Raw genomic sequence first — 22502 nt, 5'->3', positions numbered from 1 at the left:
CCAATTTAATTCGGCAGAATGGGTATTTTCGCAATGCAGCATTTATACGTAAGGGATTGATTTTGCGTCCGGTTCAGAAATCCAACAAGCTTAACGAGATTTGTTACGAGATCCGCGGCCCTGTGCCGGAGAAGGCCCGCCTGATGGAAGAAGAGGGCCACAAGATCATCAAGCTGAACATCGGCAATATGCAGCCGTTCGGCTTCGATCCGCCGGACGAGATCGTGCACGACATGATCATGAACCTGCCCAATGCGGCCGGTTACACCGATTCCAAGGGCCTGTTCGCGCCGCGCAAGGCGGTGATGCACTATACCCAGCAGAAGAAAGTCGCCAACGTCACCATGGACGACATCTACCTGGGCAACGGCGCGTCCGAACTGATCGTGATGTCGATGAACGCGCTGCTGAACAACGGCGACGAGGTGCTGGTGCCGGCGCCGGATTATCCGCTGTGGACCGCGGCGGTCAGCCTGTCCGGCGGCAAGCCGGTGCACTATGTCTGCGACGAGCAGCAGGACTGGTTCCCCGACATCGACGACATGCGCAAGAAGATCACGCCGAACACCAAGGCGATCGTCGTCATCAACCCGAACAACCCGACCGGCGCGCTGTACCCGGACGAAGTGCTGCTGCAGATTATTGAACTGGCGCGCCAGCACCAGTTGATCATCTACGCCGACGAAATCTACGACAAGGTGCTGTATGACGGCGTCACCCACACCTCGATCGCCGCTCTGTGCGACGACGTGTTCTGCGTGACCTTCAACGGCCTGTCCAAGAGCTACCGTTCCTGCGGCTACCGCGCCGGCTGGATGGTGCTCTCGGGCGAAAACAAGAAATATGCGAAGGATTACATCTGGGGCCTGAACATGCTGGCCTCGATGCGCCTTTGCGCCAACGCGCCGGGGCAGTTTGCGATCCAAACTGCGCTCGGCGGCTACCAGAGCATCAACGACCTGGTGGCGCCTGGCGGGCGCCTGCTCAAGCAGCGCGACCTGGCATACAAGCTGTTGTCCGACATTCCGGGTGTCAGCGTGGTCAAGCCAAAAGCTGCACTCTATATGTTCCCCCGCCTCGATCCGAAGATCTACCCGATCGCGGATGACCAGCAATTCGCGTATGAACTGCTGGAAGAAACCAAGGTCCTTATCGTGCAGGGCACGGGCTTCAACTGGCATAGCCCGGACCACTTCCGTGTGGTGTTCCTGTCGAATTCGGACGATATGGAAGATGCATTCGGCCGCATCGCGCGCTTCATGGAAGGCTACCGAAAGCGGCACGGGCACAGCTAACAACACCAGGGAATTTGAAGATGAAATCGATTAAAGTAGGTTTGCTGGGCGTAGGTAATGTGGGCGCCGGCACGTTCAGCGTATTGCGACGCAACCAGGAAGAGATCCGCCGCCGCGCCGGCCGCGGCATTGAGATTGTGGCCGTATCGGCCCGCAACCTGGAGCGCGCAAAAGAGCGCACCGAAGGCCAGTGCAAAGTCGTGGCAGACCCGTTCGCGATCGTCAACGATCCGGAAATCGATATCGTCGTGGAGCTGATTGGCGGCTATGACACCGCCAAGGAACTGGTGATGCAGGCCATCGCGAACGGCAAGCACGTGGTCACCGCCAACAAGGCGCTGCTGGCCATGCATGGCACCGAAATCTTCGCCGCGGCCCAGGCCAAGGGCGTGATGGTGGCGTTCGAGGCTGCCGTTGCAGGCGGCATCCCGATCATCAAGGCCCTGCGTGAAGGCCTGACCGCCAACCGCATCGAATGGATCGCCGGCATCATCAATGGCACCACCAACTTCATCCTGTCCGAGATGCGCGACAAGGGCCTGGACTTCGCCACCGTGCTGAAGGAGGCGCAGCGCCTGGGCTATGCGGAAGCCGATCCAACCTTCGACATCGAAGGCGTCGACGCGGCGCACAAGGCGACCATCCTGTCCGCTATTGCCTTCGGCATCCCGGTGCAGTTCGACAAGGCCCATATCGAGGGCATCACCAAGCTGCAGGCGATCGACATCAAATATGCCGAACAACTGGGCTACCGCATCAAGCTGCTGGGCATCGCACGCCGCGCGCAAGTGAACGGCGGCGAGGGCATCGAGTTGCGCGTGCACCCGACCCTGATCCCTGCCAAGCGCCTGATCGCCAATGTGGAAGGCGCGATGAATGCAGTGCTGGTGCAGGGCGACGCGATTGGCGCCACCATGTACTACGGCAAAGGCGCCGGTCCTGAGCCGACTGCCTCCGCCGTGATTGCGGACCTGGTCGACATCACCCGCCTGGCGACGGCCGATCCTGAACACCGCGTGCCGCACCTGGCCTTCCAGCCGAATGCGATGACCGACATCAAGATCATGCCGATGTCCGAGATCACCACCAGCTACTATCTGCGCATGACGGTGGCTGACCGCCCGGGCGTGCTGGCGGAGCTGACCCGCATCCTGGCCGACGCCACCATCTCCATCGATGCGATGATGCAGAAGGAACCGGCGGAAGGCGAGACCCACACCGACATCATCCTGCTGACGCACCAGACGCAGGAGAAAAACGTGGTCGCAGCCATCGAGAAGATCGAAAAGCTGTCCAGCATTGTCGGCAACGTCACTAAGATCCGCCTGGAAAATCTCGCCTGACCGTCCCGTCATCCGGCGTCCCAATGGCCCCGCTGGGGCCATTTTCTTATTTTGTTCCAAGCTGCGATGGCATGAAGTTTTGATATAATTGTTTCCTTTTGGAATATAAAATTGTTTAACGTGAAATCTTTCGCGACACTTGTTTGCACCTTGGGCGCGGCCTTTGGCGTGCATGCGGCAGAGGGGCCGGAGTGCAAGCGACAGACCGTCGAAAAATACCTGATCGAAATGTGCCTGGTGAGGGGCGCGGCGTTCCAGCACGATATTTACACGCTGAAAGCCGACAAAGTTCTTATTTTCGCGCTGGTGGATGACTACGCGGATAACGTCCGGCTGGAGCACGAGGTTCCTGAAGGCCCTGCGCTTGAGTTCCCCTTGTCGCTGCAAGGCGGGAAGACAGTCACGATCAAGGGTGGTTGTGTCCCGGAGAGCAAGGATGGCGCCGAATCCGCCCGGGTTTGCAACTTCTATTGGGGCAAACACCAGATCGTCAAAGACGTACGTTTCGAGTTTGAATAAAGCCTGGCGAAAGCAGTCGTTATCTTAGTTTTATGCAGAATTGGGTTCGCATTTTTTGCCTGGCCTGTATCTCGACCGTCCTGGCGGGATGCGGCACCTTGTCCGATAAGCAGCTGGATCCGGACTTCCGCGCGGCACAGCATCTGGCAGCAACTGGCGACATCGGGGCCGAGGTTGCTGCCTTGGCGCAGCCGATGATCGATTCCAATGAAACGACGGGGCTGGTGGTTGGCGTACTGACGCCCGATGGCAAGCGGCAGTTCTTCGGCTTTGGGACCACGCACCAGGACGGCGGGCACCAACCCGATGGCCAAACGCTGTTTGCCGTCGGGTCGCTGAGCAAAGGCTTTCTGGCGGCGACGACTTCGGTACTGGTGCAAGAGGGCGTGCTGGGTTGGGACGAAACCCTCGCGACGCTGTTGCCTGCGAGTGTGCCGCTTAGCGAGGATGCCAAACGCATCACCTTGCGCCAGCTTGTCACGCATACCGCGGGCCTGCCACGTCAGCCGATGACCGAGAGGACATTGCTCTATTTTGTGGAGTATCTGTTCACCGGCAAGAGCTTTTATCGCCACTTCGACCGGGCTTATTTGTTGGAGTACCTGTCGACATTCAAGAAGCATCATGGCGGTGTGCCTCAGTACTCAAACATCGGCTACGGCGTGCTTGGTTATGTGCTGGAACTGAAAACCGGGAAGAAGGTCGATGCGCTGGTGCACGAGAAAGTACTTGATCCGCTGCGCCTGCACAGGACTGGCTATGTGCCTGAGAAATTGCCTGGCTACGGCGAACGGGCCTTGGGCCACGCGGGTGACCAGCCCAAATTCATCCGGCGCGGCGAGCTTGTCCCCGATTGGCAGTTCACCGACATCATGAGTGGTTCGGCGGCACTCTACTCAAACGCGAGCGATCTGCTGGCCTACGCAAATGCCCACTTGGCCTCGACCGGCAGCGGCGTGCTCGATGCGGGCCTGCGGGATACCCTGAAGGTGCAGTTCGAGCGTGAACGGGAGGCGGCGGCCAGCGCCTGGTTTGTCGACGACATCGATGGCCATAGGATCGCGCACCAGATTGGCCTGGTGGCCGGCTACACCGCTTACATCGGCATTGACGAACAGACGCGTACCGCCGTGGTCGTGCTGCAAAATAACTTCAACTGGACGGACAGGATCGGGCATCGCCTGCTGTTGCGGATGGCGCAAGCCAAGAACTTCAATTCAAAGCATTTGCAAAGATGAACAGGATGGGATGGCTCGCCTCTGCGGCGCTGCTGTGCGCGTCGGGGGCGGAAACAACAGACGCCAAGCCGGCCGGAGCGCGCGTGCGATTCTTTGGCCAGGCGGCGATCGGAAAGGCTGCCTTTGCCGAATGCACGGCCAGGTACAAGTCCTGCGTTGCCGACACCCGGTGAGAAAAAAAGCGGGCGACCCAGGGTCGCCCGATAAGGGAGGTACTACTGCAGCGAAGGCATTATTTGCCGGCGACAGTCAGCTCACTCTTCACTTCCTTCACTCCCGCCACGGCAGATGCCGCCTGGATCGCTTTGGCGCCGGCATCGGAGCTTGACACCGTGCCGCTCAGGACCACTACGCCCTGGTTGGCGGACACGATGATCTCTTTCTGGTCCGAGAGGGCTGCCTTGACTTTGGCCTGCAGCGTGGAATCGGCGGTGGCCACGGCGGCACCGGCCATGGCGCCTTCTTGCTGTGCGTGTGCGGACAGCGAGGCGAGGGCGAATGCTGCGGCGGCGAACAGGCCTGCGATCAGTTTGGAATCCTTCATGGTCTATCTCTCCATTTTCAAGTTGGCAGTCAACGCTTGTGCGTTGTCCCTGGTATTGCAAGGCGCGTGCCATGTAGAGAAATCAATGACTTAGCTGTGCGGCAACATTGAATTTGTCGCCACGCGGCGACACGGTCTGGGCTGCAATGCGCAAGGCCTTGATTTGGCGGGCTTTATGGCTGTCGCCCCTCGGCGACAGGTTCAATGCGGAACTGCGCGGCGTTCAATTCATGCTTTTGCAGCAGGCGATAGAACTCGGTGCGGTTGCGCTCTGCCAGGCGCGCGGCATCGGCCACGTTGCCGTCGGTGAGCTTGAGGAGCTGCACCAGGTAATTGCGCTCGAAGCGCAGCTTGGCTTCCGTATAGCTGAGGACTTCCAGCGACGGCACGCGCAACGCGCGCTGCACCAGCGATAGCGGCACCAGCGGCGCCGTAGCCAGGGCGCAGGCATGTTCCACCACGTTGTAGAGCTGGCGCACATTGCCGGGCCAGGAGGCGCGCGACAGCGCTTCCAACGCTTCCGGAGCAAAGCCGTTGACGGTCTTGCCGTATTTGGCGGCCAGCATTTGCAGGAAGCGCGTGGCCAGCAGCCCGATATCTTCGCGACGTTCCGCCAGCGGGGGCAGGGTGAGCGTGATGACGTTCAGGCGATAGTAGAGGTCCTCGCGGAACTGTCCTTCCAGCATGGCCGCTTCCAGGTCGCGGTGGGTGGCGGAGAGCACACGCACGTTGACCGGGCGGCCGTTGTCGGAGCCGACCTGGCGCACCACGCGCTCCTGCAGCACGCGCAGCAGCTTTACCTGCAGCAGCAGCGGCATATCGCCGATCTCGTCGAGGAACAGGGTGCCGCCGTCGGCTGCCTGCAGCAAGCCTTCGCGGCTGGCGACGGCGCCGGTAAAGGCGCCTTTTACATGGCCGAACAGCTCGGACTCCAGCAATTGCTCGGGAATCGCGCCGCAATTCACGGCGATGAACGGCGCGGCGGCGCGGCGGCTGGCGCGGTGAATGGCGCGTGCCAGCAATTCCTTGCCGGTGCCGCTTTCGCCGCGTATCAGTACGCTGGCGTCGGAGGCGGCAACCAGCTGCGCTTCATGCAGCACTTCTTCCATGGCGCGGCTGCGGCTGATGATCTCGGCGCGCCAGGCGCCGCTGCCGGCCTCCGGTGTGGCGTCCGGTGCGGCCACGCTCAGGGCCTGGCCGATGCGGTCAAGCAGCACCTTCGCATCGAAGGGCTTGGTCAGGTAGGCGAAGGCCCCGAGCGAGGTCGCTTCCACCGCGTCGGGAATGGTGCCGTGGGCGGTGAGCAGGATCACCGGCAGCGCCGGGTGCTGGTTGCGGATTTGCTGGAACAGGGACATGCCGTCGCGCTCGGGCAGGCGCACATCGCTGATCACCAGCGAGGGCAGCGCAATCGACAGGTTGGCCAGCGCGGCTTCGGCACTGCCGACGGCGGTGACCTGGTAGCCGTTGGCGCTCAGCCGCATCGACAGCAGGCGCAGCAGGTCGGCGTCGTCGTCGACCAGCAGCAAGCGTGGGGAAACAAGTGCATTCATTTACTGGCTCTCGCAGGCAGGCCGCGCTCGATTTCTTTCAGCGCTTCCAGGGTTTCGTTCAATTGTTCGTTCTTGCGCTGGTTGTCCTTCAACTGCATGCGCAGGCGGTCGCTCTCGTCGACCAGCCGGCGCGTGTCGGCGCATTGTGCAGAGAGGAGTTGCGCCAGCTGCCGCAAGCCTTGCGCTTCCGGCTCCGGCGCGGTGGCGACGACGTCGAATTGCGCCTGCGCCTTTGCCAGGTCGCCGCTGCCGCGCGTGAGCGACAGCACCATGGCCGATTGCAGCAGCACCTTTGGTGTTTTCTGCTGCAGCGACAAGCCGCTCAGTTCCTTCAGCAACTCGCCTTGCGTCATGCGGCGCAGCGACTGGTAGTAGGCCAGCAGCGGCGCCACTTCGTCCTGCGGCGCGACAAGCAGCGTCAGTGGCGCGGGCGCCGGAGGCGGCGGCAAGGGCGGCAGCGTTGGCGCTACTGGCTGTCGCTGCGCGCAGGAGGCGAGCAGCAGGATCGGCAGCAAAGGCAGGGTTTTAATGTTCATAAGGCAGGTCGATCCGGAAGTGTGCGCCGCTACTGGTCGGCAGCAATTGCAGTGATCCGCCGTGGGCGCTGATGTATTCGAGCACGATGGAGAGGCCGACGCCATTGCCCCGCCGTGCGCCTGGCGGCTGGCGCATCCCCTGGTAAAAGGGTTCGAAAATATGGGCAGCATCTTCCGGGGCCACGCCAGGCCCCTGGTCGATGCAGTCGATGGCCAATGTGCCGGCCTGCTCGCCGATGATGAAGCGCACGGTGCCGCCTTCGGGGCTATAGCGGACCGCGTTGGTCAGCAGGTTGCTGCTGGCAATGGCGAGCTTGCCGGGATCGACCGAAATGGCCGGGGCGCTGCCGTCCACCGTCACATCGAGGCGGCGCGCCTGCCACTGCAGGCGCTGGGCGTCGACGGTGTCGCGCAGCAGGGCCACGATATCGGTGGGCTGGCGCTGCAGGTGCTGGGCGGCGAAGGTGGCGGTGTTATAGCGCAGCAGGTCTTCGATCTGGTTTTGCAGCGAGGCTGTGTTCTGGCGCAGGATTCCGGCCACTTCGCGCTGGTTCGGCGTCAGCGTGCCGGCCACTTCATCCTCCAGCAGGGCGACGCCTTCCACCAGCGCGGCCAGCGGGGTTTTCAGTTCGTGAGAGATGTGACGCAGGAAGCGCGATTTATCAGCTTCCAGGCTGGCCAGGCGCTGGCGCAGCCAATTCAGTTGCTGGCCAAGGCGGCGCAAGTCGTTGGGTCCTTCGACTTCGATTGGCTGGTCGTAGCGGTTGCCGCCCAGGCGGTCGATGGCGCTTTCGATTTGCGCCAGGGGGCGTGACAGCCACATGCCGCAGCCAAGGGCCAGGGCGGCGGCCAGGCTGATGGAGGCCAGCAGTTGTCCGCCCAGCACGCTGCGCCGATGTTCCAGGCCAAGCAGGATGCGCTGGTTGCGCTGGTCGACTTCGCGTTTGACTTCGTCCGCCAGTTCTTCGTTGACCGGTGCCAGGCCCGCCAACGCGGTGTTCAGCATCTTTTGGCGCTGGGCGCGCTTGGCGTTGGGAGCCTCCAGTGCGCGCCAGGCTTGCTCGCCCTGGTCGCGCCAGGCGGCGAAACTGGCTTTGGGCGCGGAGGGCAGTCCGGCCGCCAGCGCCGACAGCGCATCCTGGCCGTCGCGCCAGGCTGCCGCGTAGCGGTCTCGGAAGGCTGGATCGTCCAGCACCAGGAACTGGCGCGCGCTGCGTTCCATGGCCACGCTGCGTTCGGCCAGGCGCTGCACGTTCGCGGTCAGCACGACGGCGTGCTGGCCGACTTCGCGGCTTTCAGTGGCCAGCCGGTCCAGCGTGAGCAAAGCCTGGATCGAGGTAGCGCTGAGCAGCAGGGCGATCAGCAGGAAGACGCCCAGAAGTAATTGGCGGAAAGAAAGCTTGATGAACATAGAGCATGCGCCGGGAACCACATGGTTAACCGGCGCATGATAGGGGAATTCGCTTTACGGCCGCGTTCTATTGCTCACTCGTCGAGACGCCAGGCATATTGCATGCGAGCCCACGATTCCTGTGCCACGCCGTCTACGGTGCCGGGCTTGAAGGCGCACAGCGAGAGGCCTTGCAGCGCGGCGCGATCCAGGTCGCGGTGGCCGCTGGTGCGTTCGATCTTGGCGCTGGCCACGTGACCGTCCTTGCCGATCAGGAAGGCCAGGGTGACTGTGCCTTCGTCGCCGTTGCGCAAGGCACCGGCGGGGTAGGTGGGTTTCGCGCAATTGGCCGCATCGATCACCGCCGCAACGTTCACTGGCTCGTGGCGCACAGCTTCGACGCTGCCACCGCCGGTGCCGCCACCGCCGCCCCCTGGTTCGCTGTGGCCATGTGCAGTCTCCGGCGGGGATGTCGTGATGGTGTGTTCGAGAACCTCGATCTTGATGCCGTCCGGCGGAGGCGGGGCGATCACCGGCGCTGCCTTTTCCTGGACCTCGAATTCCTTGGAGCGTTGCGGCTCAGGATCCTGGCGCTCCAGCGGCGGTACATCGACGATCACGGTCGGCTCGCTGCGGGTGATCAGGATCGTTGAGTGCTTCAGGGCGATGCCGGCGGCAACAAGGTGCAGTACGGCGACGAAAGCCAGGCCAGAGTAGTTCTTGCGAGAGGTATCGAAGTTCATGGAAATGCTCCTTTCTTCTTGTTGGTAGGCCGAATTGCCAGTCCATGGCAAGATATTCTTCCATTCAATGGAAATATGCAAGCAATTTTTATTGCTACCCTTTGGCGTGATATCCTTCCATCATCTGGAAATGAGGAATGCTATGAATAAGATCAAAGTACTGCTGGCAGATGATCACCCGGTCGTGATGGGGGGATTTGCGATGGCGCTTGCCGGTTTCGGCGTGGAAGTTGTCGGCCAGGCCCGGACGCCAGCTGAAGCCGTTGAGGCTTACCAGGCACTGGCACCCGACGTTGCTATCCTCGATATGCGCTTCGGCGAGCAAATGACGGGCCTGGACGCGGCGCGCCAGATCCTGGCAGCGGCCCCCAAGGCGCACATCATCTTCCTGACCCAGTTCGACCAGGATGCGCTGGTCAAGGAGGCCTACCGCATTGGTGCGCGGGCCTTGGTCACCAAGGATTGCGATCCGGCCGAACTTTTCACCGCCGTGCAGCGTGCTGCGCAAGGGGAGCTGTATTTCATGCCGGCCATCGCGGAACGCCTGGCCAGCCTGTCGGTGCTGGGCGAGCAATCGCCGCAGGCGCTGCTGGATGAACGTTCGCTTGAAATCTTCAAGCTGATGGCGGAAGGCCTGACCAACGCTGAAATCGCCGAAAAGCTCGGCGTCTCCAGCAAGACCATCAGCAACTCCAGCCAGGCCATCAAGGACAAGCTGGGTGTTGAGCGCGCGGCAGACATCACCCGCCTGGCCGTGCGCCACGGCGTACTGCAAGCCTGATGCGGGTCACATGGCGCGTCGGCACCCGCGGGCGGCTGCTGGCGATTACCTTGCTGCCGGTGCTGGCGCTGTTCGTTACACTTACCTGGTACAGCTATCAATCGCGTCAATCCGAGGTGCATGCCGAGCTTGCGGAGCGCGGGCAGTTGCTGGCCACAGCACTGGTGACGAGCAGTGAAATCAGCCTGGTACGTGGGCAGTTCGACGAACTGCGCGCGACGATCGACGGCATGCTGCAGACCGACAGCGCGATCCATCGCGTGACCTTGCTCGATGCGGACCGCAAGCCCCTGTTGGACGTGACCGCGCGCGGCGACGGGGTGCCCGAGGCGCGCTATTACGAGGCCGCGGTGCACAAGCGTTTGCTTTACGTGACTGGCGGCGGCAACCGCAATGTCGGCAACATGGGCTACGTGCAGGTGCGCATGTCGCCAACTGTCATGCTGCGCAAGGCTCGCTCGCGTTTCCAGCTTGAACTGGCGGTGGCGCTGGCGGGTTTGCTTGTCTGCGCAGGGCTGGCGTGGCAGATGACCAGCGGCTTTGCCGCATCGCTGCGGGCGTCCATGCAAGCCGTGCGCGCGGCTGATGCGGAGAAACGTCGCCTGTTGCAACGCGTGACCACGGCAGTCGAAGACGAACGCCAGGCCATTGCACTGGAGATCCACGACGAGTTGAACGCGACGCTCATCGCGGTGCGGCTGGAGGCGCAGCAGATCGCCGGCCTGGCGGGCAATCTGCCGCCGACGGACGCGGCGACGCAGATTCGCGACAAGGCGCAGGCGATCACGAAGCTGGCGCTGGGCTTGTACAACAGTGGCAGGACGCTGGTGCGCCGCTTGCGGCCGGAAATGCTGGACATGCTTGGCCTGCAGGGTGCGCTGGAAGAAATGGTGCGGCAAGTCGGCAGCAGCCACCCGGCCTGCCGCTTCTCGCTGCGCACCGAGGGCGATTTCGCCGGTCTGGATGGCGACGCCGCGATCTCGGCCTACCGTATCGTGCAGGAGGCGCTGTCTAACATCGTGAAGCACGCTCGCGCCGGCACGGCCAATGTCGAAGTCGCGCGGCACGGCGAGGCCTTGCAGATCGCGGTGGCAGACGATGGCGTAGGCTTCGACCCGGCGCGCACTGCTGCAGGCGTCGGGCTGGCGGGCATGCGGGAGCGGGTCCAGGCGCTGGGCGGCACCTTTGCTATGGATTGCTTGTCCGGCACCCGCATCAGCATCATGCTGCCGGTGGAGGCATGGCGCGCGGGAACTTGACGCGCACCAGCAGACCACGCCCACCCGAGCCTTGGTCGAGTTCAAGCTCGGCGTGGTGCAGGACGGCGATATCGCGCACAATGGCCAGCCCCAGGCCGGAGCCTCCCGGATTGGCCTGCATGGTCGAAGCGGCGCGGTAGAAGGGAGAGAACACGCGGTCGCGATCCTCAGGCGGAATACCGGGCCCGCTGTCCTCAACTTCCAGAACGACCTGCGTTTCGCCTGGCATCACGCGTAATACGACGCTGCCGCCGCGCGGAGTGTAGTGCAAGGCGTTGTCGACCAGGTTTGACACCAGCTCGTGCAGCAGCAAAGCCTGGCCGTAGACGCTGGCTTCACCATCGCCCTCCAGCGAAAGGTCGATGCCGCGGTTCACGGCGGATAGAGCCAATTCCAGCGCGACTTGCTGTACCGTCTCGCGTAATGGCACCGGCACCGGCTCACGATTCTCGCTATGCTCGATGCGAGCCAGCATCAATAGTCGATTGGCGAGATGGACCGTGGAGTCGGTGGTGGCGGCCATGCTGGCAACCACATTGCGCAGCTCCGGCGAGGCTGACGCAGCCCGTTCCAGCTCGCGCTGCGCCAGTTCGGCCTGGGTTTTCAGTACCGTCAGCGGAGTGCGAAGCTGGTGCGAAGCGTCGGCGATGAAGCGGCGTTGGCTGGCGATCAGGCCCGCGATGCGGGTGGTGGATGCGTTCATGGCCTGCACCAGAGGCCGCACTTCCTTGTGCACCAATGCCGGATCAAGGTCGGACAGGTCGGATACGTCGCGCGACTCGACTTCATGCTTTAACTGCATCAACGGCCGCAGCACCAGCTTGACTGCAAACCACACCAGCAGGCCCGCCAGCAGCACCACGCTCGCCTGCCAGGCGATGGTGTCATACAGGATTTTCAGCGTCAGGCCATTGCGCGCGTCGAGCGTTTCGCCGACCTGGATCAGTGCGATGCCGCGCATATTGTCGTCGTACACCGGCTGCAGCAGGGCCGCGATGCGGATTGGCTGACCGTTATAGTTGGCGTGATAGAAGCGCACCAGGGCAGGATAGTTCTCGGAGCGCGGCACATTCGGCGGAACTTTCGGCAGGTCGTCGTAGCCGGACACCGTTTCGCCATTGATGCCGGTGACTTTGTAGTAGATGCGGCCCAGCGTGTCGGTCTCAAAACTGTCCAGCGCGACGTAGGGCACGTCGGCCACCACCTTGCCGCCTTCGACCGACACGCGTTCCGCCAGCGCGCGGGTGGAGGCCAGCAGCGAGCGGTCGTACGCCATGTCGGCCGCGTCCACCGCGTTGTAATAGACGGAAATGGTGTTAATGATCTCCAGCAGGACCAATGGCAGCAGCAGCCAGCGCAGCAGCTGGCCGCGCAGGCTGCCCATGGCGAGCATGGCCTTCATCAGGCCTTCGCTTCGGCCGGCTGCAGCAGGTAGCCTATCCCGCGCAGGGTAGTGATGGCCGCGGCGCCGGGCTCCTTGCGATCAAGCTTCTTGCGTACGCGGTGGATATACAGTTCGATGGCATCGAGATTGGCGTCATCGGCCAGCGAGAACACCTGGTCGAACAGTTTTTCTTTTGCCACCGGCTTGCCGCCTTTGGTGATCAGCGCTTCCAGCACGGCATGTTCGCGCGGCGTGAGCTGCAGGTTTTCGCCGAAATAGGAAAACATGCGGCTGACCGTATCGAAGCGCAGCGCGCCGCATTCATACACCAGCGATTCATTGCCCACGCTGCGGCGCAGCAAAGCCTTGACGCGCGCTTCCAGTTCCGCCAGTTCGAAAGGTTTGGCAAGGTAATCGTCGGCTCCAAGGTTCAGGCCCTGCACGCGGTCTTCCAGGCCGCCGCGCGCGGTCAGGATCAATACAGGCGTCTTGCCGCCGCGCGCGCGCAGGCGTTTCAGCACTTCCAGCCCGTCCATGCGGGGCAGAGTCAAATCGAGTATCACCAGGGCATATTCCTGGGTCAGGAGCAGGGAGTCGGCGTCGGCGCCGTTATCGGCGCATTCGACTGAAAGGTTGGCATCACGCAGGGCTTTGGAAAGCCAGTGTTGTAATTCGGTGTGGTCTTCCACTAACAATATTCGCATGGCATTTGCCTGAAAGGCGTTTGAAAGGTTGGCGATTTTATAGTTGAACCGTGCCAGAGCGAGGCATGACTGAAATAACTATAAACCCAGGAGACTGATTGTGAAAAGAACTTCGATGGCAGCGGCCGTCGCAATGATGTTTGCCGCCTATACTTCCGCCCACGCCCAATCCAATGTGCAGGTCTACGGCTTGCTCGACATGGGTGTCGACATTACCAACAATGCCCAGGCCGGCGGCGGCAGCGTCACCCACGTCAGCTCCGGCGGCATGAATACTTCGCGCTGGGGCATCAAAGGCAACGAAGACCTGGGCGGCGGCCTGAAAGCCGTGTACCAGCTGGAAAGCGGCATCCTGATGGATACCGGCGCGCAGGACGGCAACCTGTTCAAGCGCCAAGCCAACGTCGGCCTGGAGGGCAACTGGGGCCGCGTGGTGCTGGGCCGTTCGTTCACCAGCGTGTACGACACCGTCATCCGCTTCGACCCAATGGGCTTTGCGCCTTACTATTCCTGGGCGACCGGCGGCAGCGCCACCCTGCCAAGCAAGTACGGCATGACCACCGGCTTCGATAACCTGATCAAATACTCCGGCAAGACCGGCGACTGGAACTATGGCTTCAGCTACGGCATGGGCGAGCAGCAGGGCGCCGACGCCAGCTCGGCCGACAGCGCCAAGTACGCAGGCGCGGTCAGCTACCAGTCCGAGTCGCTGGGTGCGATGTTCACCGCGGAGCGCATCAACGGCAACAACGTGGTCGCTACCGGCAACCGCGACGAGACCACCGCCTACCACCTGGGTGGCTACTACGCCACGGGCGACTTCAAGTTCTGGCTCGGCGGCCGAACCTTCAAGCTGGTGTCCGGCAAGGCCGCCACGGCTGACGTAAAAGGCAACACGCTGTGGGCTGGCGTGGCATACAAGCCGCAGCCAAACGTCACCATCACCGGTGCCGTCTACCACATCGACCAGCGCAACCTGGCTGCGGGCAAGGACGCCGATCCGACCATGTATGTGCTGCGCTATCGCTACGCAGCGTCCAAGCGCACCGACCTGTATGCGACTGTCGGTTACACCAAAGGCAAGCATGACCAGCTGGTCGGCCTGTCGCGCGACGATGCCGGCTTCGGCGACAGCCAGCACGGCGTAATGGTTGGCATCCAGCACCGCTTCTGATCATAATGAAGCCATGAAGATCCTGTTTTCCATCTTCGCTGCTGTCCTGCTGCTGGCAGGGCGGGTGCACGCTGCGGAATGCATCGTGCCGTCCAAGCCGGGCGGTGCGATGGACCTGACGTGCAAGCTGGCCCAGAAGGGCCTGGCGACGGTGCCGGGCGGCCAGCCCATGAAGCTGGTGTATCGCCCGGGCGGGATCGGTGCCGTGGCATGGCACTCGCTGGTATCGCAGCGCCGCGCCGAACCGAACACCCTGGTGGCGTTTTCCGGCGGTTCGCTGCTGAATCTCGCGCAGGGCAAGTTCGGCAAAGCCACTGCGGACGACGTGCGCTGGGTGGCGGCCTTGGGGGCGGACTACGGCATGATCGCGGTGCGCTCCGATTCGCCGTACAAGTCGCTGGCCGACCTGGTGGCGGCATTGAAGCGCGACCCTTCCAAGGTGCTGATCGGCGTCAGCGGCACCATCGGCAGCCAGGACTGGCTGAAGGTGGCCCTGCTGGTGCGCCAGGCAGGCCTGGACCCGAAAGTGCTGCGTTTCGTGGCACTGGAAGGCGGCGGCGAGTCCTTCACTGCCATGCAGGCCAACTACGTGCAGGTGGTGTCGGGCGATGCTTCCGAAGCCAACCTGGCCGGCAACACGATCCGCGTGCTGGCCGTGATGGCGGAAGAGCGTTTGCCAGGCAAGCTCGCTGCGGTGCCGACCGCTCGCGAGCAAGGCTACAACATCGTCTGGCCGGTCATCCGCGGCGTGTGGATGGGGCCGCAGGTTGCCGACGCCGACTACCAGCAATGGGTGAAAACCTTCGAGCACCTCATGGCGACGCCGGAATTTGCGAAGCTGCGAACGGAAGCGGGACTATATCCCTTCAGCCTGACAGGACAGGCACTCAACGAGTATGTGCATAAGGCCGTGGACGATTACGGCAAACGCGCCAGCCATCTAGGCCTGGTGCGCTAAACATCCCTCAAAAATTCTAGGAGACACAAATGATCAAGACGACCCTGGTGGCCGCCGCGGGCCTGTTCGCGTGCACCGCATTCGCACAATTGCCGGCAGGCTATCCTGCCGATTACCAGAAAGTGATCGATGCGGCGAAAAAAGAGGGCAAGCTGGTGGTGTACGGCGCCACTGACAGCAAGGCTGCGCAGCCTCTGATCCGCGACTTCAATGCCCTGTACCCAGGCATCACCGTCGAATACAACGACATGAACTCGACCGAGGTGTACAACCGCTTCATCTCCGAAATGGCAGCGGGCGGCAACACCGCCGACGTGATGTGGTCGTCCGCCATGGACCTGCAGATGCGCCTGGCCTCAGACGGCTACGCGCTGAAATACAAATCGGTGGAAGCGTCGAAGATTCCCGGCTGGGCGGTGTGGGACGACCAGGCTTACGGCACGACCTTCGAGCCGGCCGCCATCGTCTACAACAAGCGCCTGGTCGATGCAAAAGAGGTACCGCAGACCCACGCCGACTTCGTGAAACTGATCCAGCAGCCGAAGTTCAAGGACAAGGTCACCACCTACGACATCGAGAAATCCGGTGTCGGCTTCATGTTCATGAGCCAGGACGCCAAGGAATACCCGAAATTCCTGGAACTGGAAAACGCCTTCGGCGAAGCCAAGGTGCGCGTGCAGTCTTCCACCGGCACCATGATGGAGCGCATCTCCTCCGGCGAAAACCTGATTGGCTACAACGTGCTGGGCTCTTACGCACTGGTGCGTGCCAAGACCGACCCTTCGATCGGCGTGCAACTGCCCAAGGACTATACCCTGGTGATGTCGCGCGTAATGTTCATCAACAAGGGCGCGAAGAACGTCAACGCCGCCAAGCTGTGGCTGGACTACACCCTGTCGCACCGCGGCCAGACCATCATCGCCAACGAATCAAAGCTGTTCGCGATCCGTGCCGACGTGACCGGTGAAACCACTTCGTCCGACCTGGTCAAGCAAATCGGCCAGGACAAGATCAAACCGGTGCCGGTGCACCCGATCCTTCTGCAGTTCCTCGGCCCGCAGAAACGCATGGCCTTCCTGAAGCAGTGGAAAGAAACCGCTGGCAAGAAATAAGGAGTTGTAAATGACCACCGCGACTTTGCAGGGAAGTGGCCGCGCCGGCATCAACTGGCCGCGCGGGATTGTGGCAGTGCTGACCTGCACCGCCATCTTCCTGCCGCTGATCCTGATCTTTTACCAGAGCTTCCTGTCGGCGCCGTTCTTCATGCCCGGCAAGGAAGTCGGACTGGATGCCTTCCGCTTCATCTTCGATGACCCGGACTTTGCCGTGGCATTCAAGAATGGCTTGCTGCTGGCGGCAGGCCTGGCCGCCATCGCCGTGCCTTTGGGCGGCATGCTGGCTTTCCTGATGGTGCGCACCGACCTGCCGGGTCGCGGCTGGATTTCCCCGCTGCTGCTGGTGCCGATCTTCGTCTCGCCGATGGTGATGGGCTTCGGCTATGTGGTGTCGATGGGGCCTGTTGGCTTCTACTCCACCTGGGTGAAGGACCTGATCGGCTTCATCCCATGGAATGTGTATTCCTTCACCAGCATTGTGATCATCGCCGGCTTGACCCACGTGCCGCATGTCTACCTGTATGCGTCGTCGGCGCTGAAAAGCCTCGGTTCGGACGTGGAAGAAGCAGCCCGCGTGGCCGGCGCCTCGCCGCTGCAGGTGATGTTCAACGTGTCGCTGCCGATGATCATGCCGGCCCTGGCCTACGCGGGCGTGCTGGTGTTCTTCCTCGGCTTCGAAGTGTTCGGCCTGGTGCTGGTGCTGGGCGACCCGGAAGGCCACCTGGTGCTGCCGACCTACCTGTACAAGCTGACCAACAAGCTGGGCACTCCGTCCTATCATTTGATGGCTGCCGTGGCCGTGTGCCTGGTGGCGGTGACCATGCCGCTGGTGATGATCCAGCGCTGGCTGCTGAAATCGGCCAACAAATATGTGTCGATCAAGGGCAAGGGCGCGCGCAGCAAGGCGCTGCCGCTGGGCCGCTGGAAGTGGATGGCGTTTGCACTGCTGGGCGCATGGCTGCTGTTCACCATTGTGATGCCGCTGTCCGGCATTGCGCTGCGCTCCTTCGTGCAGTACTGGGGCGAGGGCGTGAAGCTGGCCGACGTGCTGACGCTGCAGCACTTCCGCGACATCTTCGAACAGCATGCGCTGATCCGCGGCATCATCAACACGGTGCTGATCGGCGTGATCGGCGGCGGCCTCGCGATCTTCTGCTACAGCTTCATCGCGCTGGCCATGCACCGCAAACCGGACCTGCTGACCCGTATCCTCGACTACAGCGTGCTGGTGCCGCGTGCCGTCCCCGGCCTGCTGGCTGGCCTGGCTTTCCTGTGGGTGTTCCTGTTCGTGCCGAGCTGGCTGGACGGCATGCTCAAAGGCTCTGAAAACGGCCTGGCGGTCTGGCTGGTGGAAAACGCGATTCCTGCGCTGCGCAGCCTGCGCACCACCATTTTCGCGGTGTGGCTGGCGTACTCGGTAGTGTGGATGGCTTACGGCATGCGCCTGATTTCCACTGCGCTGCTGCAGGTCGGCCCTGAACTGGAAGAAGCTGCGCGCGCTGTCGGCGCCCGCCGCGGCCAGGTAACCCGCGACGTGACCCTGCCGCTGATCAAGTACGGCTTGCTGGGTGCGTGGCTGATGATTTTCCTGATCTTCGAACGTGAGTATTCGACAGGCGTGTACCTGCTGTCGCCGGGTACCGAAGTGATTGGCGCGCTGATCGTGTCGCTGTGGGCGGGTGGTTCGACCGACCTGGTGGCTGCACTTTCCTTCATCAACATCACCCTGGTCGGCATCGGCCTGGGTATCGCGCTGCGCTTCGGCGTCAAGCTGCATAACTGAGACATAGATCATGAAACGAGACCTGAAAATGAACGAACTGTCCGTCGAAGACCTGCACCTGGACTACGGTACCGGCGCCCACGCCAACCCGATCCTGAAAGGCGTGTCGATGCACCTGCAAAAAGGCGAAGTGGTGGCGCTGCTGGGCCCATCGGGCAGCGGCAAGACCACACTGCTGCGCGCCGTGGCCGGCCTGGAAAGCCCGCGCCTGGGCTCCATCGACATCGGCGACCGCCGCGTGTTCGACGGCAGGAAGGGTTTTGAAATGCCGGCCGAACAGCGCAACCTGGGCCTGGTGTTCCAGTCCTATGCGCTGTGGCCGCACAAGACCGTGGCGGAAAACGTGGCCTACGGCCTGAAGCTGCGCAAGATGAACAAGGAAGAAATCGGCCGCCGCGTGGGCGAGGTGCTGAAGCAGCTTGGCCTGGGCCACCTGGGCGAGCGCTTCCCGCACCAGTTGTCGGGCGGCCAGCAGCAGCGCGTGGCGATTGCCCGTGCGCTGGTGTACAACCCGCCGGTGATCCTGCTGGATGAGCCGCTGTCCAACCTGGATGCGAAACTGCGCGAGGAGGCGCGTGCCTTCCTGCGCGAACTGATCGTGCGTCTTGGCCTGTCGGCGCTGATGGTGACCCACGACCAGGATGAGGCGATGGCGATTTCCGACCGCATCCTGCTGCTCAATAACGGCAAGATCGAACAACAGGGCACGCCGCAGACAATGTACGAAACGCCGGAGACCTTGTTCACGGCTGAATTCATGGGCAGTAACAACCGCTTGCCTGGCAACCTGGTTTCGCGCGATGGCGACTGCGTGGTGATCGAGGTAGCCGGCACCAGGCTGCAGGCGACTGCGCGCGGCAAGGGCGGCGAAACGATCGCTCCGCTGATCCGGGTTGAAGAAGTGCGCGTGAACAGCAGCGAGGTGGAGAACTCGCTGCAGCTCGCGCTGGTCACCTGCATGTACCTTGGTGATCGCTGGGAGTGCCTGTTCAAGCGCGGCGACATCAGCGTGCGCGCTCATTCGAAATACCGCCTGCAGGACGGCCAGTACTGGCTGCAACTGCCGGCCGACAAGCTGTGGGTCTTCTGACCCGCCACCGTTGCTTCCTCCAAGCTTTGGCGGCCGGCTTGCTGGCCGCTATTTTTTGCAGGTGGCTCGATACTCCGCTGCCCTGGCTGATCGGGCCATTGTTCGCCAGTGCGGCGCTGCGCATCGCCGGCGTCGACCTGTGCTGCCCGGTTCCCGCACGCGCGGCGGGGCAGTGGGCAATCGGCACGGTGCTTGGCCTGTACTTTACGCCCGCAGTGTTGGCGGTGGTGGCCGCGCGTGCCGGCTATATTGCGTTGGCTGTCGCGTTTGCGCTGGCGTTGGGATGCCTGTGCGCCTGGCTGCTCAAACGGCTGGCGGACGTCAGCGCTGCCACGGCGTTCTTCTCCATGGCGCTTGGCGGCGCCTCCGAGATGGCCGTGCAGGGCGAGCGGCATGGCGCTGTGGCGCAGCATGTGGCGGCGGCGCAGGGCGTGCGGCTGATGTTCGTGGTCAGCTTCCTGCCATTCGTGCTGCGTTACTGGAGCGGGCATGGCATGCCGCCGCTGCCGGCCGGCGCGTCACTTGCGCCAGCGAGGGCAGTTGCGGCGCTGCCGCCCGGCGCGGCGGAAGCATTGCTGGCATTCGGCCTGCTGGCCGGGGTCACATGTGCCATGGGATGGCTGCTGTGGAAGCGCGGCGTGCCGAACGCCTGGGTACTCGGCCCCCTGTTCGGCGCCGGGCTGCTGGCGGCGGCGCAAGTGCCGGTCGGCGCCGTGCCTGAATGGATGGTGCGCACCGGCCAGCTTTGCATCGGCCTGTCGCTTGGCACCCGCTTCACGCCAGGCTTCCTGCACACTGCGCCGCGCTTCATGGCGGCCGTGGCCGCCTGCACGGCAACGGCGCTGGGACTGGCAGCGCTTTTCGGCCTGGTGCTGGCGAAATTCGGCGGCCTGCATCCAGCAACAGCCTTGTTGGCGACATCACCCGGCGGGATCGCGGAAATGGCGCTCACCGCACGCGCATTGCACGTTGAAGTCCCGGTGGTAACGGCCTTCCACGTATGCCGGATGGTGGTGCTAGTATTGGCCGTCGGCCCGGCATTTCGCCGACTGCTACGCATGTGACGCTGCTGTCGAAAAGTATTAAATTTCGATACTTTGACAAGTCGGGTTGAGAGCTTGGGCAATGTGCTGTATGTTGTCGATATTTTCACTATTCCCGTGACGCAACATGAGCCATCCCAGCCAGTTCGATCTCCTGAAACAACGCCGCTTCGCGCCGTTTTTCTGGACCCAATTCCTCGGCGCGTTTAACGACAACCTGTTCAAAACCGCGCTCGTGGTGGCGCTGGCGTTCGAAGCGTCAAGCTGGACCACCCTTGACCCGTCGCTGATCACCAACCTGGTGCCCGGCCTGTTCATCCTGCCATACGTGCTGTTCTCCGCCACTTCCGGCCAGATTGCCGAGAAAGTAGAGAAGGGCAAGCTGGCGCGCTTCATCAAGTGGCTGGAAATTGGCATCATGGCCGTTGCGGCCGTCGGCTGGTTCACCCACACGCTGGCGTTGCTGTTGGTCGCCGTCTTCGGCATGGGCATGCACTCGACACTGTTCGGCCCCGTCAAATACGCCTACATGCCGCAGCACCTGAAGCCGGAAGAACTCACCGGCGGCAACGGCATCGTTGAAATGGGCACCTTCGTCGGCATCCTGCTTGGCCAGGTATTCGGCGCCATCATCGTCAATCACAAGCCCGGCGGCATCACTTGGCTCGCTGCCGCCACGGTATTTTTCGCGGTCGCAGGCCTGGTCACTGCGCACGGCATCCCGAAAACGCCAGCGCCGCAGCCCGACCTGAAAGTGAACTGGAATCCCTTCACCGAATCGATCCGCAACCTGCGCTTCTCGGCCGGCAACCGTTCCGTCTTCCTGTCCATGCTGGGCAACTCCTGGTTCTGGTTCTATGGCGCGATCGTGCTGGCCCAGTTCCCGGTCTATGCCAAGGACTACCTGAAAGGCGACAACAGCGTCTTCGTGCTGTTGTTGACCATGTTCTCGCTGGGGATCGGCGCCGGCTCGCTGCTGTGCGAAAAGCTCTCCGGCCGCAAAGTGGAAATCGGCCTGGTGCCGTTCGGTTCCATCGGCCTGTCGGTGTTCGGCATCGACCTGTACCTGGCCAGCCAGGGCTACAGCGCACCAGGCGAAGTCAATGCCTACGCCATGGTCATGCTGCCCGGCGCATGGCGCATCAGCTTCGACGTGGTGATGATCGGCGTGTTCGGCGGCTTCTTTATCGTCCCATTGTTCGCACTGATCCAGCTGCGCGCGGACCCGCAACACCTGTCGCGCACTATCGCCGGCATGAACATCATGAACGCGCTGTTCATGGTGGTGGCGACCGGCGTGGCAATCGTGCTGCTGGGCCAGGGCTTCACGATTCCGCAAGTGTTCCTCGCCACCGCGATCATGAACGCCATTGTGGCGGCGTACATCTTCTCCCTGGTGCCCGAGTTCCTGATGCGCTTCCTGGCGTGGCTCCTGATCCATACCGTGCACAATGTGAAGACTATCGATGCCGACCGCATCCCGGAAGAAGGCGGCGCCGTCCTGGTCTGCAACCACGTGAGCTACGTTGATGCGATCGTGATCGTGGCCGCCAGCCCGCGCCCGATCCGCTTCGTGATGGACCACCGCATCTTCAAGACCCCATTCTTCGGCTGGATCTTCCGTACTGCCAAGGCGATTCCAATTGCACCTGCCAAGGAAGACCCATGGCTGATGGAAAAAGCCTTTGTCGACATCGCGCAAGCGCTGCATGAAGGCGAACTGGTTTGCATTTTCCCTGAAGGCAAGCTGACCAGTACTGGCGAGATGAATGAGTTCAAAGGCGGCATCAGCAAGATCATCGAGCGCACCAAGGTGCCGGTGATTCCGATGGCGCTGCGCGGCCTGTGGGGCCACCTGCTTAGCCGCAGCAAGGATGGCTTGCTGGAGCGCGCCTTCCGCAAGGGCTTCCGTTCGCAGCTCTCGCTGGCAGTCGGCCAGCCGGTCGAACCGACCGAAGTGAGTCCGGAACTGCTGTATCGCCAGGTAGCAGAACTGAGGGGCGACTGGAAGTAGAAAAATGTCGTTAATGGTCTAAGCGGGCTACATACC

At 62.5% G+C, this 22502-nt stretch carries 21 protein-coding genes; 14 read left to right on the top strand and 7 right to left on the bottom strand.

The features are described 5' to 3' along the window. The first annotated feature begins 62 nt into the window (after positions 1-62). From ACN9MW_RS23700 to ACN9MW_RS23680, 5 genes are all read left to right on the top strand, one after another. On the top strand, positions 63-1295 hold the full coding sequence (locus tag ACN9MW_RS23700) for a pyridoxal phosphate-dependent aminotransferase (RefSeq protein ID WP_426163325.1): 1233 nt from the start codon (positions 63-65) through the stop codon (positions 1293-1295). Between the two features lie 20 nt (positions 1296-1315). Next, positions 1316-2638 (top strand): homoserine dehydrogenase, encoded by a 1323-nt coding sequence (locus tag ACN9MW_RS23695; RefSeq protein WP_426163322.1) that lies wholly within the window; start codon positions 1316-1318, stop codon positions 2636-2638. Positions 2639-2758: 120 nt separating this feature from the next. Next, positions 2759-3157 (top strand): hypothetical protein, encoded by a 399-nt coding sequence (locus ACN9MW_RS23690; protein ID WP_426172282.1) that lies wholly within the window; start codon positions 2759-2761, stop codon positions 3155-3157. A gap of 98 nt (positions 3158-3255) precedes the next feature. Then, positions 3256-4395, top strand: coding sequence for a serine hydrolase domain-containing protein (locus ACN9MW_RS23685; protein ID WP_426163320.1), 1140 nt, complete (start codon positions 3256-3258; stop codon positions 4393-4395). Between the two features lie 5 nt (positions 4396-4400). Continuing rightward, on the top strand, positions 4401-4568 hold the full coding sequence (locus tag ACN9MW_RS23680) for a hypothetical protein (RefSeq protein ID WP_426163318.1): 168 nt from the start codon (positions 4401-4403) through the stop codon (positions 4566-4568). Positions 4569-4627: 59 nt separating this feature from the next. On the opposite strand, the gene ACN9MW_RS23675 is transcribed toward ACN9MW_RS23680, so the two are convergent. From ACN9MW_RS23675 to ACN9MW_RS23655, 5 genes are all read right to left on the bottom strand, one after another. Beyond that, the gene (locus ACN9MW_RS23675; RefSeq protein ID WP_426163316.1) at positions 4628-4939 is read right to left on the bottom strand and encodes a BON domain-containing protein; all 312 of its coding nucleotides are present in this window, start codon (positions 4937-4939) and stop codon (positions 4628-4630) included. Positions 4940-5112: 173 nt separating this feature from the next. Beyond that, complete coding sequence (locus ACN9MW_RS23670) at positions 5113-6492, bottom strand: sigma 54-interacting transcriptional regulator (RefSeq protein ID WP_426163314.1); 1380 nt, start codon at positions 6490-6492, stop codon at positions 5113-5115. Continuing rightward, on the bottom strand, positions 6489-7028 hold the full coding sequence (locus ACN9MW_RS23665) for a hypothetical protein (RefSeq protein WP_426163312.1): 540 nt from the start codon (positions 7026-7028) through the stop codon (positions 6489-6491). Before ACN9MW_RS23665 ends, ACN9MW_RS23670 begins: the two co-directional genes overlap by 4 nt. After that, positions 7018-8439, bottom strand: coding sequence for a HAMP domain-containing sensor histidine kinase (locus ACN9MW_RS23660; protein ID WP_426163310.1), 1422 nt, complete (start codon positions 8437-8439; stop codon positions 7018-7020). The genes ACN9MW_RS23665 and ACN9MW_RS23660 overlap by 11 nt, the downstream gene beginning before the upstream one ends. 74 nt (positions 8440-8513) lie before the next feature. Then, positions 8514-9161 carry an energy transducer TonB gene (locus ACN9MW_RS23655; protein WP_426163308.1) on the bottom strand — a complete coding sequence of 216 codons (648 nt, stop codon included), beginning with the start codon at positions 9159-9161 and terminating at the stop codon, positions 8514-8516. A gap of 142 nt (positions 9162-9303) precedes the next feature. On the opposite strand from ACN9MW_RS23655, the gene ACN9MW_RS23650 reads away from it, so the two are divergent. Beyond that, a complete protein-coding gene (locus ACN9MW_RS23650; RefSeq protein WP_426163306.1) occupies positions 9304-9942 on the top strand; it encodes a response regulator in 639 nt (212 codons plus the stop codon). Beyond that, on the top strand, positions 9942-11201 hold the full coding sequence (locus tag ACN9MW_RS23645) for a sensor histidine kinase (protein ID WP_426163304.1): 1260 nt from the start codon (positions 9942-9944) through the stop codon (positions 11199-11201). The genes ACN9MW_RS23650 and ACN9MW_RS23645 overlap by 1 nt, the downstream gene beginning before the upstream one ends. Here the strand turns inward: ACN9MW_RS23645 and ACN9MW_RS23640 are convergent. Continuing rightward, entirely contained in the window at positions 11164-12603 is a 1440-nt protein-coding gene (locus ACN9MW_RS23640) for a sensor histidine kinase (RefSeq protein ID WP_426163302.1), read from the bottom strand. The genes ACN9MW_RS23645 and ACN9MW_RS23640 overlap by 38 nt on opposite strands. Beyond that, positions 12603-13289 (bottom strand): response regulator, encoded by a 687-nt coding sequence (locus ACN9MW_RS23635; RefSeq protein WP_426163300.1) that lies wholly within the window; start codon positions 13287-13289, stop codon positions 12603-12605. Before ACN9MW_RS23635 ends, ACN9MW_RS23640 begins: the two co-directional genes overlap by 1 nt. Positions 13290-13389: 100 nt before the next feature. On the opposite strand from ACN9MW_RS23635, the gene ACN9MW_RS23630 reads away from it, so the two are divergent. The 7 genes from ACN9MW_RS23630 (at position 13390) to ACN9MW_RS23600 (ending at position 22466) form a co-directional block, all read left to right on the top strand. Beyond that, positions 13390-14463, top strand: coding sequence for a porin (locus ACN9MW_RS23630; protein WP_426163298.1), 1074 nt, complete (start codon positions 13390-13392; stop codon positions 14461-14463). A gap of 13 nt (positions 14464-14476) precedes the next feature. Continuing rightward, entirely contained in the window at positions 14477-15421 is a 945-nt protein-coding gene (locus ACN9MW_RS23625) for a tripartite tricarboxylate transporter substrate binding protein (RefSeq protein WP_426163296.1), read from the top strand. 29 nt (positions 15422-15450) lie between these two features. Next, positions 15451-16533 (top strand): ABC transporter substrate-binding protein, encoded by a 1083-nt coding sequence (locus ACN9MW_RS23620; RefSeq protein WP_426163294.1) that lies wholly within the window; start codon positions 15451-15453, stop codon positions 16531-16533. A gap of 10 nt (positions 16534-16543) precedes the next feature. After that, entirely contained in the window at positions 16544-18319 is a 1776-nt protein-coding gene (locus ACN9MW_RS23615) for an ABC transporter permease (protein WP_426163292.1), read from the top strand. Between the two features lie 28 nt (positions 18320-18347). Next, complete coding sequence (locus tag ACN9MW_RS23610) at positions 18348-19409, top strand: ABC transporter ATP-binding protein (protein ID WP_426172280.1); 1062 nt, start codon at positions 18348-18350, stop codon at positions 19407-19409. 38 nt (positions 19410-19447) lie between these two features. After that, a complete protein-coding gene (locus ACN9MW_RS23605; protein ID WP_426163290.1) occupies positions 19448-20473 on the top strand; it encodes an AbrB family transcriptional regulator in 1026 nt (341 codons plus the stop codon). Positions 20474-20579: 106 nt separating this feature from the next. Then, positions 20580-22466, top strand: coding sequence for an MFS transporter (locus ACN9MW_RS23600; protein ID WP_426163288.1), 1887 nt, complete (start codon positions 20580-20582; stop codon positions 22464-22466). Positions 22467-22502 lie beyond the last annotated feature (36 nt).

Source organism: Pseudoduganella sp. R-34 (assembly GCF_049904655.1).
In the GTDB taxonomy this organism is placed as follows: domain Bacteria; phylum Pseudomonadota; class Gammaproteobacteria; order Burkholderiales; family Burkholderiaceae_D; genus Rugamonas.
The sequence above is the reverse complement of the archived record's forward strand: the minus strand, read 5'-3'. Positions and strand labels throughout refer to the sequence as shown.

What these genes read in the sequence shown, in the direction of transcription:
- ACN9MW_RS23665 (WP_426163312.1), bottom strand. Translation starts at nt 7,028, where the DNA reads ATGAACATTAAAACCCTGCCTTTGCTGCCGATCCTGCTGCTCGCCTCC.
- ACN9MW_RS23670 (WP_426163314.1), bottom strand. Translation starts at nt 6,492, where the DNA reads ATGAATGCACTTGTTTCCCCACGCTTGCTGCTGGTCGACGACGACGCC.
- ACN9MW_RS23610 (WP_426172280.1), top strand. Translation starts at nt 18,348, where the DNA reads ATGAACGAACTGTCCGTCGAAGACCTGCACCTGGACTACGGTACCGGC.
- ACN9MW_RS23625 (WP_426163296.1), top strand. Translation starts at nt 14,477, where the DNA reads ATGAAGATCCTGTTTTCCATCTTCGCTGCTGTCCTGCTGCTGGCAGGG.
- ACN9MW_RS23695 (WP_426163322.1), top strand. Translation starts at nt 1,316, where the DNA reads ATGAAATCGATTAAAGTAGGTTTGCTGGGCGTAGGTAATGTGGGCGCC.
- ACN9MW_RS23615 (WP_426163292.1), top strand. Translation starts at nt 16,544, where the DNA reads ATGACCACCGCGACTTTGCAGGGAAGTGGCCGCGCCGGCATCAACTGG.
- ACN9MW_RS23645 (WP_426163304.1), top strand. Translation starts at nt 9,942, where the DNA reads ATGCGGGTCACATGGCGCGTCGGCACCCGCGGGCGGCTGCTGGCGATT.
- ACN9MW_RS23680 (WP_426163318.1), top strand. Translation starts at nt 4,401, where the DNA reads ATGGGATGGCTCGCCTCTGCGGCGCTGCTGTGCGCGTCGGGGGCGGAA.
- ACN9MW_RS23660 (WP_426163310.1), bottom strand. Translation starts at nt 8,439, where the DNA reads ATGTTCATCAAGCTTTCTTTCCGCCAATTACTTCTGGGCGTCTTCCTG.
- ACN9MW_RS23675 (WP_426163316.1), bottom strand. Translation starts at nt 4,939, where the DNA reads ATGAAGGATTCCAAACTGATCGCAGGCCTGTTCGCCGCCGCAGCATTC.
- ACN9MW_RS23655 (WP_426163308.1), bottom strand. Translation starts at nt 9,161, where the DNA reads ATGAACTTCGATACCTCTCGCAAGAACTACTCTGGCCTGGCTTTCGTC.
- ACN9MW_RS23600 (WP_426163288.1), top strand. Translation starts at nt 20,580, where the DNA reads ATGAGCCATCCCAGCCAGTTCGATCTCCTGAAACAACGCCGCTTCGCG.
- ACN9MW_RS23640 (WP_426163302.1), bottom strand. Translation starts at nt 12,603, where the DNA reads ATGAAGGCCATGCTCGCCATGGGCAGCCTGCGCGGCCAGCTGCTGCGC.
- ACN9MW_RS23635 (WP_426163300.1), bottom strand. Translation starts at nt 13,289, where the DNA reads ATGCGAATATTGTTAGTGGAAGACCACACCGAATTACAACACTGGCTT.
- ACN9MW_RS23620 (WP_426163294.1), top strand. Translation starts at nt 15,451, where the DNA reads ATGATCAAGACGACCCTGGTGGCCGCCGCGGGCCTGTTCGCGTGCACC.
- ACN9MW_RS23650 (WP_426163306.1), top strand. Translation starts at nt 9,304, where the DNA reads ATGAATAAGATCAAAGTACTGCTGGCAGATGATCACCCGGTCGTGATG.